This is a genomic window from Ruegeria sp. AK4, from assembly GCF_056541025.1.
Genome location: NZ_JBQFXS010000030.1, coordinates 1 through 18,718 on the forward strand (window position 1 = coordinate 1; position 18,718 = coordinate 18,718).

The following is an 18,718-nucleotide window of genomic DNA, read 5'->3' on the forward strand; positions in this document are numbered from 1 at the left end:
GTTAAGCTCGATGGTCGCAACTCCAAAATTGAAAGTTTGGAGTATGCGAAAAGTAACTTCAGGCCCATGATCAGAAATTGCCCTAATTCTCAGTAGTTCTGCCAAAACGGCTTTAACCGAATGCACTTGATATCGGTCGTGTGTTGGAGGCCCGTCTGCCCAATTGTCAGAAACCTGAGCCAAACTCAGATGGATCCTGATCCTGCTTGCGGCCTAGCCTTCTGAAATCGTTCGATTGTAAGACAAACTCATGCGGATCGGCTGTTTTTGAAATATATGCCACGTTGTCGCCCAAAAACACGCACTCGAAATCCACGTCTCAAATGTCAGGCTTCGAGTAGAGTTTTGCCAGCGCAAGACAACAGCCGACTTTGCGGTATCCTAAACAAAAGCTAGGTTCAGGGCTTCGGTAACGGGGTCGCTTCAATCAAGCGGTTTTGGGTATAACAATTGATCCGCCGGAGCGGCTACCTTGGTATTGTTAGTGTCCGTTCCACCTTTTCTCGCGGCTTTCGGCTGAGATCCTTCGGGTACTTGCTTCGGTTCGTGGTCAGCGCGATGGCTGCCAACATGATGCTGGTTCGATGTAATTCCGATGTGCCCATCTCATAGGCGTGCTCCCCATCTCAAGATCTTCGCAGATCGTTTGCGTGACGCGGGCAAGCCACACAAAGTCATCATCACAGCAGTCGCTAGAAAGCTCGTCACAATCGCAAACGCACTCCTCAAATCTCGGCAAAACTGGTCGGCTCAGACCCCCTGAGAAATACAGTTGCTAGTATTAGGTCAAAGACTTAGCTCAAAATCAACAATTCGACTATGTACCTATCTGGATGACCTATGCGCCAATGAGCTTTGTAAAGTCTGATTTATGCGCATAGCGGTCGCTCGCGATACTCAGGCGAACGTCTGCGTCGAGCCCAAATTGACCGATGCTGCAAAACGCACCAATGGCCGCTTTCGAGCGGTTTCCTAGAAGTCAGTGAACAACGCGTAAGCCTGATCCCACCGATTGGCGTCTAGGTTGGCTTTGGAAATCCAGAACGTCAGCGATGGATTGTGATGCCCGTCCCAGTCCAAGCCAAGGTTCTCATCGCACACAAGGCGCAACAACAAAATGTTCTCTGCCACCTGCGGATCTCTACTCAGCGGACCACCACCCAGATCAGGCGGTAGTTCCCCGAGAGCTTGGTGCCAAAAATTCCACGGTCCAATAAGGTCAGGCTTGAAGTCTGACAGGTCAATTCCACGGCGAGTGGCCACGTCTTGAATCGCCCGCTCACGCGTTGTCTCGATTGCGCGAAATTCGAGATTGGTTTGCGGCAGCTGGTGGGGCACTTCAACTTCGGATTTCGCCTTGCCGAACAAGTACGACCACATCCCTCCGCCGACGGTTTTGAGGCGTTCGGGTGATGCCAGCGTTTCTTTCGGTTCAGGATGGCTTTGCCACAGCACGCGACATGTGGGTCTGTCTTCAGAATCGACGAATTCTTCCGTATCGAAAAAGAACTGGAGAACCCCATGGTTCGGGAGCGGATTGGACGGGATGGCGCGGAGAATGTCTTCGCAGCTCAATTGCGCGATCAAATGCAACGGATCATCTGGCTTCTTTGGATTGAGTGGCCAAGAATTCTCACCTTTCGTAGGAGCTCCGCCGATGAAACTTAGAGCCGCATCTTGCAGTTTCTTGTTCGGTACGAGAATTGCAGCGCAGTAGCTCTTCACGTTTCGTGCTCCCCTCAATAGATCACCGCAGCAATGATTAGCTTGGGAGATGCAACTTCCGACCAAAGTCAAAGGCTGTCAATGTTATCCGGAATGTCTGATGCGGACAATTCAATTGATCCGATCCGATAGCGGCTTTGTCCGCTATTCGGAACTGCAAAGTTCGGTTTTGAATGTCCGCAAAGGGCTGCTCCAGGCACCGATGCGAAAGTCAGCGGACGTCGACCGCGAGCCCAAAGTGGACGCTCTGATGCCGCAAAAAACCAGGCACTGCTCAGCGCAATTCAATGAATGTGGCATCAACCGAAAATACCGACAGCTTTGCGTTTTTAAGACCATCATATCACTTAATAAGCTTGAATTTTAGGCGTTTCATCTGAAGGCTCCAGCTGACCGATGTTAAATAACTTGAAAATTCTGAGTTGATCGTAAGACTTATGGTATGAGTGAGTATTTTGATGAAATGTTCAACGGCGATGGATCACTCAGAGGTCCGTATGAAGAAATAGGCCGTTGGTTCAACGCAGAGGATGCATCTCGGTTAAGAGCCAAACAGCGCGAAGCCGAAGAAGTTTTCAGGCTGACCGGCATCACTTTTAACGTATATGGCAAAGCCGAGGCCGAGGAACGTCTGATACCGTTTGATATCGTACCACGTGTCATTTCCGCGCGCGAATGGCAGCGGCTGGAACGCGGCATCGAACAGCGGGTGCGGGCAATCAACGCATTTCTACATGACATTTATCATCGTCAGGAAATTGTCCGGGCCGGGCGCGTGCCGGCTGAGATGATTGCCGGAAACGAAGCGTTCCTGCCGCAGATGCTAGGTGTCTCACCGCCCGGACAGGTTTATACGCACATAGTAGGTGTCGATCTGGTGCGAACCGGACCAGACGAATTTTTCGTTCTGGAAGACAATGCTCGCACGCCATCCGGGGTCAGCTATATGTTGGAGAACCGGGAAACGATGCTAAAGATGTTCCCCGAGCTTTTTAGCGCGACCAATGTTCGGAATGTTTCTGACTACCCCCGCAATCTGAGACGGTCTCTTGCGGCCTGTGCACCAGCTTGCGCAGACGGAGAACCAACTGTCGCGGTGTTAACCCCCGGCATCTATAACTCAGCCTACTACGAACATGCGTTTCTTGCTGATCAAATGGCCGTGGAATTGGTCGAAGGTCACGACCTTCGGGTTGTCGATGGACGCGTCTGTATGCGCACCACCAGAGGCTATAAACCCATCGACGTGCTTTATCGCCGGGTTGATGACGACTTCTTGGATCCACTGAATTTCAACCCTGACAGCGCATTGGGTGTGCCAGGCATTCTGGACGTTTATCGCGCAGGCGGCATCACGATCGCGAATGCACCCGGAACGGGTATTGCCGATGACAAGGCTATCTATTCCTACATGCCCGAGATCGTTGAGTTCTATACAGGTGAGAAGCCTCTGCTTCAGAATGTTCCAACCTGGCGGTGCAGTGACAATGTCTCACTGTCATACGTGCTAGACAATCTTTCTGAGCTTGTTGTGAAAGAAGTGCATGGGTCTGGCGGCTACGGCATGTTGATTGGCCCGACGGCCAGCAAAAAAGAGGTTTCCGCTTTCCGGGACAAGCTCAAGGCGCGACCAGCGAACTATATCGCTCAGCCGACGCTGTCACTCTCGACGGTTCCCATTTTCGCGCGTTCAGGGTTGGCCCCCAGACATGTCGATCTACGGCCCTTCGTTTTGGTGTCGCCCGACGGGATCAAAATCACACCCGGCGGTTTGACCCGTGTAGCGCTGAAGAAAGGGTCACTGGTCGTAAACTCGAGCCAGGGCGGCGGGACCAAAGACACCTGGGTTCTGGAGGACTGACCATGCTGGGAAAAACTGCTGGCGGGTTGTTCTGGATGTCCCGATACCTGGAGCGCGCGGAAAACACGGCCAGGCTGCTGGAAACAGGTCAAAGGATGGCGTTGACCCGGACTAAGAACTCCGCCGAGGAATGGGGGTCGGTTCTGAAAACGGCCGGAGTTCTGGATGGGTACCACGCCAAGTACGATGAAATTTCAAAAGACAATGCTGTGGATTGGGTGCTGCGGGATGCGGATAATCCATCCTCGATCAAGTCGGTTATCAAGCAGGCACGAGACAACGCGCGCCTCGTTCGGACTGCACTGACCCACGATGTGTGGAGTGCCGTAAACGCGACTTGGATGCAGATTGACGAGGTCATGAAGCGCCGCGTGAATGAGCGGGATTTGCCCGCGACGCTAGAACTTATTCGCCAACAGGCGGCGCTGGTGCGCGGCGCCACCTTGGGAACCATGCTGCGCAATGACATTTTCGACTTCACCCGTATTGGGACGTTTGTCGAACGGGCAGACAATACCGGTCGCATTTTGGACGTGAAATACTATGTTCTTCTGCCCACAGCCTTCTCGGTCGGCTCGTCACTGGACAACATCCAATGGGAAAGCATCCTCCGATCTGTCGGCGCTGGTGGAGGGTATCGAATGACGCATGGTGAGAAAACACGACCGTCTGATATCGCGCAATTTCTGATCTTGGATCAGCGGATGCCTCGCAGCCTTCACTTTTGCTGCAGAAAGATTCAAGAGAACCTGTCATACCTGAAGAAAGACTATGGCTTTGCCGGGCCTTCGTGCGAGGCGTCTAATGCTCTCTACGAAAAATACCTGGATCAGAAGATCTCGGATATCTTTGAATTTGGTCTTCACGAATACATTCAGGACTTTCTAACCGACCTAGGCAACTTAAGCCGTCAGATCGAGATTGATTACCGGTTCTACGAGTAGACAATGAAACTGCACATTCGACACGAGACACGATACGATTTCGACGCACCGGTTCCCTTCGGGCTGCAACAGCTGAGGAAGACACCAAAGTCCTTTCGCAATCAAAGCATTGAAAGTTGGAACACCGAAATCACCGGCGGGCGTAAAGAACTGACGTTTGAAGACTACCACCGCAACACCGTGGAATTGATCAGTTTCGGCGCAAACACCCAGAGTATTTCGTTGATCTCTGAAGGCGTTGTTGAGGTGAAAGACACCCACGGCATCTTGGGACGTCACGAAGGGTCAACGCCCTTGTGGCTGTTCAAAAGGGGCACCCCGCAGACAACGCCGGGGAAAGGGGTTGCCGAAGTGATAGGCGCGTTGCCCAACGGCGAACCGCTGGAACAGATGCATGCTCTGTCCGAAAAAATTCGAGCTCAGGTCTCGTACGAAATTGGAAGTTCGCACCCGGGCTGGAGCGCAGAAGATGCCCTCAAAGCTGGGCGCGGCGTGTGCCAGGACCACACTCATATCTTCATTACATGCGCGCGAAAGATCGGACTGCCAGCACGCTATGTATCGGGTTACTTGATGATGAACGAAACGGAACTGCAGGACGCGACCCATGCCTGGGCCGAAGTCCATTTGGACGGGCTTGGCTGGGTCGGGTTTGACGTTTCAAACGGGATCTCACCTGACGATCGATACGTACGCGTCGCAACCGGGCTGGACTATGCCCAAGCCGCACCGGTAATAGGGAATAGAATTGGGACAGCGGGCGAGCAATTGACAGTGCAGTTGCAAGTCGCACAGCAGTAACGGAGAATTTGATGACCTATGCTGTGGGCATGCGGCTGAACCGCGGGCTGGTGTTCATGTCCGATACGCGCACTAACGCAGGCGTGGACAATGTTTCGACGTTCAACAAGATGTTCAACTGGTCGGTCGAAGGTGATCGGTCGATCACGATCCTAACGGCCGGAAACCTGGCCACGACTCAGGCCACAATAAGCCTTCTGGAAGAGCGAACTAAAGCCCCGGCAGATCGTTCACCATCGATCTTGGAAGCACCGACAATGTTTCAAGTCGCGCAACTGGTCGCGGCTACGCTGAACGACGTCATCGAGGAGCACGCCCGGTCTGGTCAGCAAGCTGACAGCGCTTTTCACGCGACACTCATTCTGGGAGGCCAGATCAAGGGCGGCCCGTCTCGCTTGTTTCTGATCTACCCTGAAGGCAACTTTATCGAGGCCGGCGACGACACCCCGTTCTTTCAGATCGGAGAGACAAAATACGGTCGCCCAATTCTAGTGCGAGCCTATGATCCGGAAATGAGCTTTCCGGAAGCTGTTAAACTCTTACTTGTAAGTTTCGACTCTACAATCAAGGCCAATCTGTCTGTCGGGGCTCCGCTTGATCTGCTTCTCTACGATGAAGACCGCTTTGAAGGTGGTACGCGATCAAGGTTCGAACCCGACGATCATTACTTTCGAACTATCTCAGAGGGGTGGGGCGATGCGTTAAAAACTGCCCTGTCCAAACTTCCAGAGTACAAACCAGAACGAACACCAAACAGTTGAATGTCCGCTAAGAAGCCATGACCAAAATCCCAGGTGCCACCCGCAGCGAGCCCATTTTGCGTGATGCCGCTTTCCGAATAAAGTCGGCGTCTTCGAATGAGCAAGTGTCCATCCACATCGCTTTGAAGATGCAAGCACAAGTTTTGGAGAATTCGAAATACAGGACAAAGTGCCTATATTGATTTGGCATTTGATCGGCGCAATCACGGAGCCAGTGGGTGGTCTGCCCTCAACAAAAAAACCATTGTGAATAAAGGACACAGTGCGTTGGAGTTTGGCGACGATGATCTCGCCATCCGAGAAGATGCTCGAGACGCTACTCGAAACGCAGCTGCTCCAAGACCTCGGCGTTGAACGGATTTCGCCCAGCGTGGAGCACGTGCAGCCATTCGTTGCGAGGCGTGAGCCGTTCCTGACTTGCGTTAAGCCGTAGCATGTTCCCGATGGAGGCCTCCAGATCGCTCGCCGCGTCCGCCAATGCACCCGACTGCGCCCGCGCAACGGCGCGGCGGTCCCGATAGCGGGCACACACGAAATCCTTTTGGCACAGCGCCACCGCGCGATCGCAGGCCGGCAAGACAGTCTCTCCGAAACCGAACAAGCCGCCGGTGCGACAGATTTCATCGTTGACGGGTGGCCCGCGGTCGGCGGCAAGCACGGTGGCTTGTGCAAGGATCGGCGGCAAACGGTCGAGCCGATCCCGCGCGACCAGTGCGTTCGCGTATGCCACAAGGTCCGCTGGCGCCAACGCGATGTGGGGACAAACAGGCCGATAATTGTCGTCACCGACATACAAGTCCCACTCTGCCCAAGTGAGGTTGCGATTGACGAGATCGCAGGCCCGACGCTGCCAATGCGTCAGATTCAGGTCGAACGCGCGGTCGCCGGCGATCAGCGTCTGCCCATCGTGGCTGAACGTCAGCGGCTCGACCGCGCCACGCCGCGTTATCAACGGCTGGCCTGCCTCCAGATCCCAAATGATGAAGCCTTGGTCGGACTCTGAGGCCAGTAGCCTGCCATCTGGACTCAAGGCGAGGGCGCTCACCTCGTAGGTGGCACTTTTAGTAAGCGCAGAGCCAGCCTGTAACACCGACGTATTGCTTATCGCATCCGGTTGCCAGCGCTGGATATTGCCCCCACCCCCGCCGATGACCACCGAACCGTCACGCGGATGAAAGGCGAGGCTATAGATACGTCCGTTGCGGTCCCATGCGCGTGGTGCCCGGTCGGTTTGAAACGGCTTCGCCCACAACAACACGCGGCTGCGGTGTGTGATCCCGATGCCGGCCGAGGCGATGACCATTTCTTGATCCGGGCTCACCGCAAACTCTTCCAGGTTCAACGCCGGGTCGATTGGGTCTGCCTTTCGCACGGTGTTGCTGTCGAGATCACGCGCGACGCGGCTACCGTCACGACCAAATGACAACAGCGTGTCACCATGTTCGTCGAACATCATGGTCATCACGGCGCTATCGTGATCTTCAAAGGCCTCATCCTGTATTTCCCCGTCCGCGACCATCCAGTTCACGGCGCGGCTTCGCAAACAACGCGCAACCAACCCACGGCGTCGTTCGTTGCCATCGGGGCGAAACATCTCGGCGCATCCTGCAACGGCAATGCGCGTGCCATCCGGACTGATGGTGATGCTGGTGATGTCCTTGATACCCGTGTCCCATGATCGTGTTTCCTCGTCCGTGTGTAACGGCTTGATCGAAACCTTGCCCGTCGGGCCTGCCACGGCAACAGTTGCGCCGTCTGGAAACACGTTGTGAACGGCATTCTCGTGGGTCCAACTCGTTGGATAGCCAACCTTCATTTCAGCGGGATTTCCCAGGAAGGTGGCCCGGTCATGGTAGTTGTGCTGCCACAGAAGTATTCCGCCCCGATGGGGCGCCGCCATGACCCCAAGGTGCGCGGCCCACACGTCGCCGCCAAGGCTGCGTCTGAACGGAACGCCATCACCGACGCGCAAATTGGAAAGTGCAGGCGCAACGTCCCTCGTTCCCATGAAAAACGTCAGGTGGGGATGACCGCTCAGCTCTCGCGACTCGTCGATCTGCGCGCGACCGGGAAGTCGCCAGCGCCCGAACACACCATGTTCGTTGACGGCGACCAAAAGCGTTCCATCCGGGCTGAACGTGATGAACCGCACCGCGTCAAGTTCGGTCTCGATCGGTGCCCCAACGGGTTCACCGCGCGACAGGTCCCACAGCGTGATGGCGCCGTTGGAATCCCCCCAAGCGAGCAGCCCCCCGTCGGGGGAAAAGGCAATACATCGCACCCCCCGGGTCTGCTCTGGCGGCGGCGAACCGGCAGCTGGCTGAAAATGCGTCGTATCCCACAGACGGATTTCGCCGGTTTCCTTCTGGTCGCAATTGCGTGGTCGACAGGTGGCAACCGCGAGCGTCTTTGCATCGGGTGAAAAGGCGATCCCCTGGACGGCATGTTCATGCTTGAGCACCTGACCAAGCGCCTGTTGCGACGCGACGTCCCAAACCTGGACCGCGCCACCTTCATCACCGCCGGCGATCAGCTTTGAATCCGGGCTGAAATCGAGCGCCAGTACGTTGCGAAGTCCGTCCGACTGAAGCGCTGGCGCGATGGTGCGCTTTGCCGGAACATCCCAGAGCACAATCGGATAGACATTACCTGATGCGGCAAGCAGCTGTCCGTTCGGGCTGAAGGCCAAGCTTTTGCCAGAGGTCGAAAAGCCAACGTCCGGATGCATCCACGCGGTAAGAAAGCGATGATGTTCGAACCCTGTGACCAGCGCAGCCCGCGCCTCTGCGGTGTCAAGCGTGGTCGCGGACTCGACCGCCAACAGCATCGCAAGATCGAAATCTTCATCCAGATGGTTCGCCGACTGCAACGCAAGCTGACGGGACTGCGCGACCTGTCGTCGCTGTTCCGCAATTTGCGACTGTTGCACGGCTTCGCGTTGCTGCAGCCAGGCGGTCCCCGCAAACAGCGCGAGGATCACCATGACGGCGGTCGTGATCATCCGGCTCAGCGTTTTCACACGAAACCGATTGAATGCGGCGCGAACGCCGCCCACCACCGCTTCTGATGGTTGCCCGTCTTCAAACGCAGAGCCTGACTCGTTCAGCCACGATACACTCTGCAAATGATCGAACGGCTCCGGCTGCGCCTCGTCCGGCATCAGGAAGTCATCGATACTGATCGGAATGATCTTGCGGCGCGGCTTGCGTCGAAAAAGCACGATCTCTTTCGCAACCCACTGCGAGTCCACCACCCGCGGCTCTGCCAGAACCACCAACGTACGACTGCGACGAATCGATCGTTGAATTACCGCGCCCAGTTGCTCCCCGCCTTCGGTTTCCTCCTGATCCACGAAGCAGGTCAACCCTTCAGCATGCAGGGCATTCTGAAGATTGCGGATGTACGCCGATGCATGGGGGCCCCTGCGGTAGGAGATGAACACGTCGAATCCAAGCAGTAGTGACCACTTGAAGCGGCGCGGCGACGTTCCGCCCGGCGCCAGCGTCGCCGAGACTGTCGCATTGTGTCCTGCGGCTTTCTCCATTAGCACGTACCGATGCCATGCATGTCGTAATCTAGCGCGCTTGATGCGCGGCGCACACGACGCCATTGTAATCCGACAGCAATGGAACTGGCAATTTCGGCAGTTTTGCATGGACGGTGACGAGAGAATTATCAAGGGCGAGCTGAACGACGGGTCTTGTCAGAAGAATTAAGGTTGAGCGGGGCAGGGCGGTTGCGTAGCTTTTGCCCATGACCAAACCTGCCTCTTTCAAGTATTTCAAAACCAGCCCCGAGATCATCCGCCTTGCTGTTATGCTGTACATCCGTTTCCCGCTCTCGCTTTGGAATGTCGAAGATCTGTTGCACGAGCGAGGCATCGACGTGAGCCACGAAACTGTCCGATATTGGTGGAACAGGTTTGGTCCAATGTTTGCAGCTGAGATCCGACGGAAGCGTGTTCAGCAACTGCGCACGTTCTCCAAATGGATGTGGCACGTTGACGAGGTTTTCGTGAAGGTAAATGGCAAGCGGCATTATCTTTGGCGGGCTGTTGATCACGAAGGCGAGGTGCTGGAAGCCGTTGTCACCAAGCGCCGAAACAAAGCTGCAGCACTGAAATTCCTCAAGAAGTTAATGAAGCGACACGGCAAAGCGGAAACCGTCGTCTCGGATCGCTTTGCCTCATACAGAGCCGCGCGCAGAGAACTGGGTGCACTCGAAAAACAAAGGACAGGCAGGTGGCTCAATAACCGCGTCGAGAATTCGCACCTGCCGTTTCGCCGACGCGAACGCGCGATGCAGCGTTTCAGACGCATGCGAAGTCTACAGAAATTCGCCTCCGTCCATTCCTCCGTCTACAACCACTTCAACCAGGAAAGATCGCTCGCCAGCCGGGACACCTTCAAGCTGACACGCACCGCCGCTCTTGCCGAGTGGCGTCAACTTTGTTCCGGATAGGTTCGCGGTTTCCGCGGCACATTGAGACTGGTTCGAATTCGTCTGACAGCACCCTCTGGGATGGACGGCTAAAACCTACTGTGATCCTATGCTGTCGCAGTTCATGGGCATTCAATGCGATCAGCTTCGTATATTGTAGGTATTTTGGTAGCCATTGCCGCCAGCATTGGCCTTTATTTGTTTTCTTACCAGTACTTCGTTTCGGAGGAGCTTTCGAAAGCTCAGGGCCGGCTCTCTCTTTACCAAGGCTCGGTAAACAGCGAACTCGAACGATTTTCCCACCTCACATATGTGCTGTCACAGGATTCCTTTGTAATTGGAACAGCTGAAGGAGACGGCACCGGAGCTTTAAACCGACGCCTCGAGGATTTTGCGGAGCAGGCGGGACTGGATGCGATCTACCTGATGGACGAAGACGGGATCACGATTTCCGCATCGAACTACCGCGACACTGGGAGCTTTGTTGGCCAGAACTACGCTTTCCGTCCGTATTTCCAAGCTGCCATTTCTGGTAAACAGGGCCGCTTCTATGCCATCGGGGCAACGACTGGTCTGCCAGGATACTTCATCGCCAACGCTGTGCTTGACGACCAGGGAGCTTCTATTGGTGTCATAGCGATTAAGATCGATTTCTCTGATCTTCAGGATAGTTGGAAAAACTCGGGCGAACAGGTTCTTTTAGCCAATGAAGACGGCGTCGTTCTGCTTTCTTCGAACTCAGATTGGCAATATCGCGCGTTAACGCCATTGTCAGAACCACAGCAAGAACGGATTCGAGATGCCAGGCAGTTTCCGGGGCAAGACTTAGATGCGTTGGATTGGGTTGAGTTGCCGGGAGATCAGGCCAGAATTGCGGGGACGAAGAGCCTGCATCTTGCAGCTACGGATTTACCCGATGGCTGGTCGCTTCACTATTTTGCAAGTGACGATCAGGCCGTTGCGCGCAGTTGGCTTGTAACATCAGTTTTTGTCCTTTTGGCGGGGCTCGCATTTATCTTCTTTCAGATACAACGCGCAAGGCGCGTAGGCGCGGCCTTGGTGCGGTCCGAAGAGGAAGAAGCAAAGCTGCGGGAGGCAAATGAAAGGCTCGCTATCGAAATCGACGACCGCAAGACAGCCGAGCGGAACCTCAAACGCACTCAAGGGGAATTGGAGCGCGCAAGCCGACTGGCGGCTCTGGGGCAACTATCCGCGTCGGTCACGCATGAACTGGGCCAGCCGATCGCTGCGATGCGCAATCACCTGGTGGCAGAAGAGCTCTCATCTTCCAGTGGGTCTAAGCTACCGCAAAAATTTGGAAGTCTGGTCGACAGGATGGAGGGGATCACGCGCCAATTGCGGTTCTTCGCGCGCTCAGAGAGCGAGGCGTTCGACGACGTAGACTTATGCACTTCGGTCAATGCCGCGTTGGCTCTGGTTGCGCCAAACATCGAGCAGGGTAAGGTGAAAATCTCAGTTGATGTGCCGACCGGGCCGGTCTTTATCCGGGGCAGTGCACTGCGGATCGAGCAGGTCATCACTAATCTTTTGCGCAATGCCATAGATGCTATGGATGAAGCGGAGGCGCCTGAAATCCATATCGCTGTCATGGCTACTGATGATGAGGTCGAGTTGGAAGTTCAGGACAACGGTCACGGGTTGGGCGAGGCAACGCTGGCTGAGTTGCAAGAGCCATTTGTAACCACAAGGGAGAGCGGGAGAGGCATGGGCTTGGGACTGGCCATTTCTACCAGCATTGTCAAAGATCACGATGGCACAATGACGGCCCGAAATCGTGATGGCGGCGGAACGATTTTCCGCGTCACCTTCCCGATAGCCTCGATTACTGAAGAAACGGACGAATGACCCAGCAGCAACCCTTCAAAGTTCTGGTCGTTGATGATGACAAATCGATGCGACAATCCCTTATCGAGTTGCTCGAAGCCGCTGGCTGGACTGTTAGCGCCCTGTCGCGCGCGACCCAGGTGACGGAGTATCTGGCGAGCGCGTCGCCCGATGTCATTCTGTCCGATGTGCGTATGCCGGGTATGTCTGGGCTTGAATTGCTGGCCAGTCTGGACAGGCATGTTGCGCCTCCGGTGGTATTGATTTCGGCACATGGTGACATCCCGATGGCGGTTCAGGCTATACAGGATGGGGCGTATGGGTTCATCGAAAAGCCATATGAGCCACGGCGATTGCTTACGGTGCTGAGGCACGCAGCTGAACAAAACCGAATGCGAAGAAGCAATGCCCGCCTCAAAGACCGGCTGTTCAAATTGTCAGGCCTTGACCGCATACTGCTGGGCCAAACGGACGCCATTACAGACTTGCGACAAGATGTACTTGATCTTGCTGATACTTCGGTTGCGGTTTTGTTACAGGGAGATACGGGCACCGGGAAAGAGCTAGTTGCCCACGCCTTACATGATTTGGGTCGCTCGCCGGAGGCACCGTTTTTGGCGCTGAATTGCGCCGCATTGTCGGCCGATACGTTTGAAGTGGAAATGTTCGGCGTCGCGGGTGAAACCGATGGAAGGCTTGTGGCGGCTTCGGGCGGAACCTTGTTTCTGGACGAAATCTGCTCGTGCCCACCAGCGGCGCAAGCCAAGCTACTAAGGGTCATCGAAGAACAGCAGGTGTTGCCGGTGGGGGCTGTGTCGCCGGTACCAGTAAGCTTCAGGGTCGTGTCAGCAACCAACGAAGACGTTGTAGTGGTAGCCGAGGAAGGCCGCCTGCGTCAGGACCTTTTGTTTCGATTGAATACTGTTGTCCTGTCCTTACCTCCACTACGTCAAAGACGGGATGATCTGGTGCTTTTGGCAACGCATTTCTTGAACGAATACGCGCAGGTTTATGAGATAGACGCGCCAGAACTCGATCAGGACGATTTGGCCGCTCTGCTTGCACATAGCTGGCCCGGGAATGTACGTGAATTGCGCCATGTCTGCGAACGGCGTATTTTGGCGGCCCGACGCGGAGGAGGGTCGGTGGCCCAGGCTATCCAAAGCGATCAGCACTTCGACGAAGTGCCGGATACGCTGCGCGAAGCGGTTGCTGCTTTTGAACGCGAGCTCATCGGCAAAGCCATCAAGGCACATAAAGGCCGCATGGAAGCCGCCGCCGAAGCGCTTGGGATTGGCCGCCGGACGCTCAACGAAAAGATCGTCAAACTCGGTCTCGATAAAGAGGCGCTCTTGTAAGCGAAACCACTCTGCGGATATCCGCAGGGACTCCGACTGTTCACACGCATTTTCCTTCATAGGCAGGCTGCTGCCCATCCTGGATACTCCACACAAGCGAATTGCGTGATCTGGGAGGAGCCATTATGCGCAAACATCTTAACCGGGCGGCCATTGCTGCCCTGTCACTGACCGTTGCATCCGAAGCACTGGCCGTCGAATGGAACGTTTCCCTGTGGGGCAAGCGTCGTGCCTTTACCGAACACGTCGAGAAACTTGCCGAACTGGTGAGCGAAAAGACGGGCGGTGAGTTCACACTCAACATCAGCTATGGCGGCCTGTCGAAGAACAAAGAAAACCTCGATGGGATTTCGATCGGTGCGTTTGAAATGGCTCAGTTCTGCGCTGGCTATCATCGCGACAAAAACCCCTCGATCACGGTTCTGGAACTGCCGTTTCTGGGTGTGACATCGCTGGACCAAGAGGTCGACCTGTCGATGGCTGTCTACCAACACCCGGCCGTTGTCAAGGATCTGGCCCGCTGGGATGCTACGCTTCTGATGCCGTCGCCGCTGCCGCAGTACAACCTTGTTGGCGTCGGTGAAGCACCTAAATCCCTAACCGATTTCGAAGGTCTGAGCGTTCGGGCGACTGGCGGCATCGGTAAAGCGATGGAGACGGTTGGGGCAGTTCCTACCTCGATGTCTGCATCCGAAGTGCGTCAGGCAATGGACAGCGGCATCGTCAAAGCGGTCAGCTTTGCGCCACACGCGCATATGTCCTTTGGCACCATTGAAAATGGCACGTGGTGGACGACGAACCTCAATCCCGGCACCGTCAACTGCCCTGTCGTGGTGAACACGCTGGCGCTGGAAGATCTGTCTGACGAACACCGCGAAGCTCTGCTGGGATCAGTGGAAGAGGCGTTGGATCACTACGTGAGCCACTACCAGACCAAAACGATGGAAGCGTGGGGCCCTGAGCTGGATCAACGCGGTATCGAACGGGTCACTTTCAGTGATGAAGAAATCGCAGCGTTCAAAGAAGCTGCTGCCGCCCCCGCGGCTGAGGCCTGGATTGCAGAAAACACCGAGCGTGGCCTACCAGCACAAGAGCTTTATGACCTTGTGACCGGGAAGATCGCTAACGGCAGCTAATCTACTCACTGCCCGGCGTCAGCTTGATTGGCGTCGGGTGCCTTTTTCCCTGACAGCGGAGTACAACGATGGCCGGGTCATCCCAAGTGCTGTCTGACGACAGCCGTCTCAGCATTCTCGATCAACGCCTCTACAAACTGGAAAGCTTTCTGGCTCTGATCAGCGGTCTTGCGGTTTTTTCGCTGATGGTCATGGCCGTAGTCTCCGTTGGTGGTCGGAATTTCGCCAATGCGCCACTTCCCGGTTACGTGGACTGGATCGAGCAGGCCATGCCGTTAATCGCTTTCATGGGGATTTCTTATGCGCAGCGTGATGGCGGTCATATCCGAATGGACATGGTCGTTGGGGCGCTCAAAGGCCGGACGCTCTATATCGTTGAGTTCATCACGACCGCCGTCATTCTGGTGCTGATCGTCTTGCTGATCTGGGGAAGCTGGGCGCATTTCGCACGCAGCTTTGACTTTGGTGCTCCACTCTGGAGCCGCGACAGCTCCATCGACATAGGTATCCCGCTGTGGCCCGCAAAGCTGTTGGCCCCCGTCGCCTTCAGCGTGCTTTGCCTGAGGCTTGCTTTGCAGCTCTGGGCCTACGGTCGCGCGATCCGGCACCCGGATCAGGCACCTATTGCCGTCCCACTAATAGCCGATGCAGCCACTCAAGCTGCTATGGAAGCCGAGCACGTCTCGGGCCACGACAACTGAGGTTAAATCTGATGGAACCCATTGATATTGGTCTGATCGTCTCGGGCGGTATGCTTGTTCTTGTGGTGTTGGGGATGCGCGTGGCCTTTGCCGCCGCGACAGCTGGCATGGTTGGTCTGATCTGGATCTTCTGGGCCAAGTTTGGGTATGACCCGGCGCGGTTCGGCAAGGCTGTGACTGTGGCCGTCAAAACAGCAGGGCAGGTGCCGCACTCCAAGATTTCAAGCCAGGCGTTGAGCCTTATCCCGACTTTCATCCTGATTGGTTACCTTGCCTATTACGCGGGCCTGACCAAGGCGCTGTTCGAAGCCGCGAAGCGTTGGCTGGCATGGGTCCCGGGCGGGTTGGCGGTTTCGACCGTTTTCGCAACCGCTGGGTTTGCGGCGGTATCCGGGGCCTCGGTCGCCACATCCGCTGTGTTCGCCCGTATCGCCATCCCTGAGATGCTGAAGATCGGCTACGACAAGCGTTTTGCTGCAGGTGTCGTCGCTGCAGGTGGTACGCTCGCCTCGCTCATACCGCCTTCGGCCATTCTGGTCATCTACGCGATTATCGTCGAGCAGGACGTGGGCAAACTGCTGTTGGCCGGGTTCATCCCGGGCATGTTCTCGGCGGTAATTTATGGCTTGCTGATCATCGGCATGGCCGTCGTGATCAAAGGATTTGGTCCTGCGGTCACCGGCTTTACATGGAAAGAACGTTTCCTCTCATTGCCGCCCGCGTTGCCCATCGTGATTGTCGTCGTCACCATCATCTTCTTTGTCTACAACCCGTTCGGCGGAGATGCCTGGGGTACGCCAACTGAAGGCGGCGCAATTGGAGCCTTCGTGGTGTTCCTGATGGCGCTGTATAAGGGCATGCGCTGGGCCGAACTCAAAGATGCGCTTTTGGAAACCGCCAAACTCAGCGTCATGATTTTCACGATCATCTGGGGCGTTTTGGTCTACGTTCGTTTTCTTGGTTTCGCCGAACTGCCAAGTGCATTCTCCGACTGGATTACCTCGCTTGAGATGTCTCCGATGCTAATCCTGATCTGTATTCTTCTGGCTTACGCTGTACTGGGCATGTTCATGGATGCGATAGGTATGCTGCTCCTGACGTTGCCGGTAGTTTACCCCGCCGTCATGGCGTTGAACGGTGGTGAAGCCGTAAGTGCAGCCGATAGCACCTTCGGTATGTCCGGGCCTATGTGTGCCATCTGGTTTGGCATTCTGGTTGTCAAAATGGCCGAGTTTTGCCTGATCACCCCACCCATCGGGCTGAATTGCTTTGTAGTGGCTGGCGTGCGTAATGACCTGAGCGTTCAGGATGTTTTTAAAGGTGTAACGCCTTTCTTTCTGGCGGACGCTGCAACCATAGCGATGCTCGTTGCTTTCCCAGCTATCGTTCTGTGGCTTCCCGGACAGGTTTGAATCACATGGGATGATTTTGGAGTGCGGTTTGCCGGTGCAGCTATGGCCTGCATCAATCAGATGCGCTCCAGAATACATGACACTTGTTCAATGGCCGGTTTGGGCTGTCCGCGATCGGGAGCGGACAAGATCCTGAGCAGATGCTGCACTGCCCCGATGTCCACAACGAGCCCTTTTTTCTTAATGCCGCACTACACGCGAACGGTTACCGGTCTTAATGTTGCATGGATTGCCATGGCAATTCGGACCTTCACTGCCCGACGCGTGAAGGTCCGCTTTGGGCCGGTTAGTCTTGATAGCTATTTAACCAAGTTGCAGAAGCTGAAGCCGCCAATATTATCAAGCTCCAAATGGTCTTGGGTTTTAGCATTTCTAAGATTGGTCATTCTGTTTCTGACGACCGAGCCCACAAGTTGATATCTTCTTCCGAACTGATTGCATCGATCCTTGCCAACTCTTCATCACTGAAGGCGAGGTTATCGACTACGCCTGCGCAATCTACGATCTGACCCGGCCGGGACGCACCAATAAGCGCGGTCGTTACGCGTCCGCCTTTTAACACCCAGGCCAGGGCCATTTGCGCCAGAGTTTGCCCGCGTGCCTCAGCCATGTCGTTCAGAGCACGGACACTTGCCAGAGATCGCTCGTTGATCATGCCATCAAGTAGCGACTTCCCTTGTGTAGCACGGCTGCCATGCGGAATATCGCGCAGGTATTTTGACGTTAGAATGCCTTGTGCCAGCGGCGTGAACGCAATCGATCCTACCCCAAGATCGTTCAGGGTATCGAGCAAACCGTCCCGCTCCACCCAACGGTTAAGCAGATTGTAAGAAGGCTGGTGGATCAGGCAAGGTGTCCCAAGGTCGTTAAGAATCTTCACCGCCTCGCGTGTGCGTTGGGAGTTGTAGCTCGAGATACCTGCGTAGAGCGCGCGACCCGACCGTACGATATGATCCAACGCGCCCATCGTCTCTTCGAGCGGGGTGTCGGGGTCAAATCGGTGGGAATAAAAGATGTCGACGTAATCAAGCCCCATGCGCGCGAGTGATTGGTCACAGGACGCGATCATGTACTTACGCGACCCCCATTCTCCGTAGGGTCCCGGCCACATGTCGTAGCCTGCTTTGGAGGAAATGATCAATTCATCCCTGTAGCCCGCGAAATCAGTTCTTAGGATTTCGCCAAATGCCTCTTCTGCCGATCCGGGTGGTGGACCGTAGTTGTTCGCCAGATCAAAATGAGTGATCCCATGGTCGAACGCGGTCCGACACATTGCTCGCTTGTTTTCGTGCGTCGAGTCCGCACCGAAATTGTGCCACAGGCCCAAGCTGACAACAGGAAGCTTCACACCCGACCGCCCACATCGCCGATAAACCATTCGCTCATAGCGGTTCGGCTCCGGGGTGTAACGAATGGGTTTTGGCTTTGTCGGTCGTTGAGCTTTGGTCATGCGCACATAATCAATGGAATGTTGGGCCTGTCAAACGGATCAACTCCGGTAAGATCGACACGAGTTTCTGCGCGTCCTAGATGGGTGCTTATTGTTAGTATTACTCCAGCACCTATGTCTTACGATTTGATCGATTGCATTCGGTACCGTCGCATAGACGCAGCGAAAGTCCGCAAAGCGGGCTGCAACCGCAGCATCAATATGGCGGGTTGGATGTCGGCTCTGGGCCGATCTCGGTTGTCGCCGGGCTCCATGGATTGGCAACTGCTGCGCCGCCTCCGATG

The 18,718-nt window shown here is 55.4% G+C and carries 14 protein-coding genes; 10 read left to right on the forward strand and 4 right to left on the reverse strand.

From position 1 onward, the window contains the following. Positions 1-972: 972 nt before the first annotated feature. Complete coding sequence (locus ACR0EZ_RS24045) at positions 973-1,725, reverse strand: DUF1963 domain-containing protein (RefSeq protein ID WP_480617329.1); 753 nt, start codon at positions 1,723-1,725, stop codon at positions 973-975. Positions 1,726-2,167: 442 nt separating this feature from the next. Here ACR0EZ_RS24045 and ACR0EZ_RS24050 point away from each other — a divergent pair, with 442 nt between their 5' ends. From ACR0EZ_RS24050 to ACR0EZ_RS24065, 4 genes are read left to right on the forward strand one after another with little or no spacing between them, the layout of a single operon-like run. Then, positions 2,168-3,586, forward strand: a complete 1,419-nt coding sequence (locus ACR0EZ_RS24050) for a circularly permuted type 2 ATP-grasp protein (protein ID WP_480617330.1) — start codon at positions 2,168-2,170, stop codon at positions 3,584-3,586. A 2-nt stretch (positions 3,587-3,588) separates the two neighbouring features. Continuing rightward, entirely contained in the window at positions 3,589-4,530 is a 942-nt protein-coding gene (locus ACR0EZ_RS24055) for an alpha-E domain-containing protein (RefSeq protein WP_480617331.1), read from the forward strand. A gap of 3 nt (positions 4,531-4,533) precedes the next feature. Further along, the gene (locus ACR0EZ_RS24060; protein ID WP_480617332.1) at positions 4,534-5,331 is read left to right on the forward strand and encodes a transglutaminase family protein; all 798 of its coding nucleotides are present in this window, start codon (positions 4,534-4,536) and stop codon (positions 5,329-5,331) included. Positions 5,332-5,342: 11 nt separating this feature from the next. After that, a complete protein-coding gene (locus tag ACR0EZ_RS24065) occupies positions 5,343-6,092 on the forward strand; it encodes a proteasome-type protease (RefSeq protein ID WP_480617333.1) in 750 nt (249 codons plus the stop codon). Between the two features lie 316 nt (positions 6,093-6,408). Here ACR0EZ_RS24065 and ACR0EZ_RS24070 read toward each other — a convergent pair whose 3' ends face one another. Together ACR0EZ_RS24070 and ACR0EZ_RS24075 are read right to left on the reverse strand one after the other, a co-directional pair. Beyond that, positions 6,409-9,636: a TIR domain-containing protein gene (locus tag ACR0EZ_RS24070; RefSeq protein WP_480617334.1), complete on the reverse strand. Its 3,228-nt coding sequence runs from the start codon at positions 9,634-9,636 to the stop codon at positions 6,409-6,411. 31 nt (positions 9,637-9,667) lie between these two features. Next, positions 9,668-9,847 (reverse strand): hypothetical protein, encoded by a 180-nt coding sequence (locus tag ACR0EZ_RS24075; RefSeq protein WP_480617335.1) that lies wholly within the window; start codon positions 9,845-9,847, stop codon positions 9,668-9,670. On the opposite strand from ACR0EZ_RS24075, the gene ACR0EZ_RS24080 reads away from it, so the two are divergent. The 6 genes from ACR0EZ_RS24080 (at position 9,846) to ACR0EZ_RS24105 (ending at position 16,984) form a co-directional block, all read left to right on the forward strand. Then, the gene (locus ACR0EZ_RS24080) at positions 9,846-10,553 is read left to right on the forward strand and encodes an IS6 family transposase (protein ID WP_480617336.1); all 708 of its coding nucleotides are present in this window, start codon (positions 9,846-9,848) and stop codon (positions 10,551-10,553) included. The genes ACR0EZ_RS24075 and ACR0EZ_RS24080 overlap by 2 nt on opposite strands. A 114-nt stretch (positions 10,554-10,667) precedes the next feature. After that, positions 10,668-12,398 carry a sensor histidine kinase gene (locus ACR0EZ_RS24085; RefSeq protein ID WP_480617337.1) on the forward strand — a complete coding sequence of 577 codons (1,731 nt, stop codon included), beginning with the start codon at positions 10,668-10,670 and terminating at the stop codon, positions 12,396-12,398. Further along, positions 12,395-13,735: a sigma-54-dependent transcriptional regulator gene (locus ACR0EZ_RS24090; protein ID WP_480617338.1), complete on the forward strand. Its 1,341-nt coding sequence runs from the start codon at positions 12,395-12,397 to the stop codon at positions 13,733-13,735. Before ACR0EZ_RS24085 ends, ACR0EZ_RS24090 begins: the two co-directional genes overlap by 4 nt. 125 nt (positions 13,736-13,860) lie before the next feature. After that, positions 13,861-14,871, forward strand: coding sequence for a TRAP transporter substrate-binding protein DctP (gene dctP, locus ACR0EZ_RS24095; RefSeq protein WP_480617339.1), 1,011 nt, complete (start codon positions 13,861-13,863; stop codon positions 14,869-14,871). Positions 14,872-14,939: 68 nt separating this feature from the next. After that, on the forward strand, positions 14,940-15,572 hold the full coding sequence (locus ACR0EZ_RS24100) for a TRAP transporter small permease subunit (RefSeq protein ID WP_480617340.1): 633 nt from the start codon (positions 14,940-14,942) through the stop codon (positions 15,570-15,572). An 11-nt stretch (positions 15,573-15,583) separates the two neighbouring features. Then, positions 15,584-16,984 (forward strand): TRAP transporter large permease, encoded by a 1,401-nt coding sequence (locus ACR0EZ_RS24105; protein WP_480617341.1) that lies wholly within the window; start codon positions 15,584-15,586, stop codon positions 16,982-16,984. 382 nt (positions 16,985-17,366) lie between these two features. Here the strand turns inward: ACR0EZ_RS24105 and mgrA are convergent, their stop codons facing one another. Next, positions 17,367-18,398 (reverse strand): L-glyceraldehyde 3-phosphate reductase, encoded by a 1,032-nt coding sequence (gene mgrA / locus ACR0EZ_RS24110; protein ID WP_480617350.1) that lies wholly within the window; start codon positions 18,396-18,398, stop codon positions 17,367-17,369. Between the last annotated feature and the right edge of the window lie 320 nt (positions 18,399-18,718).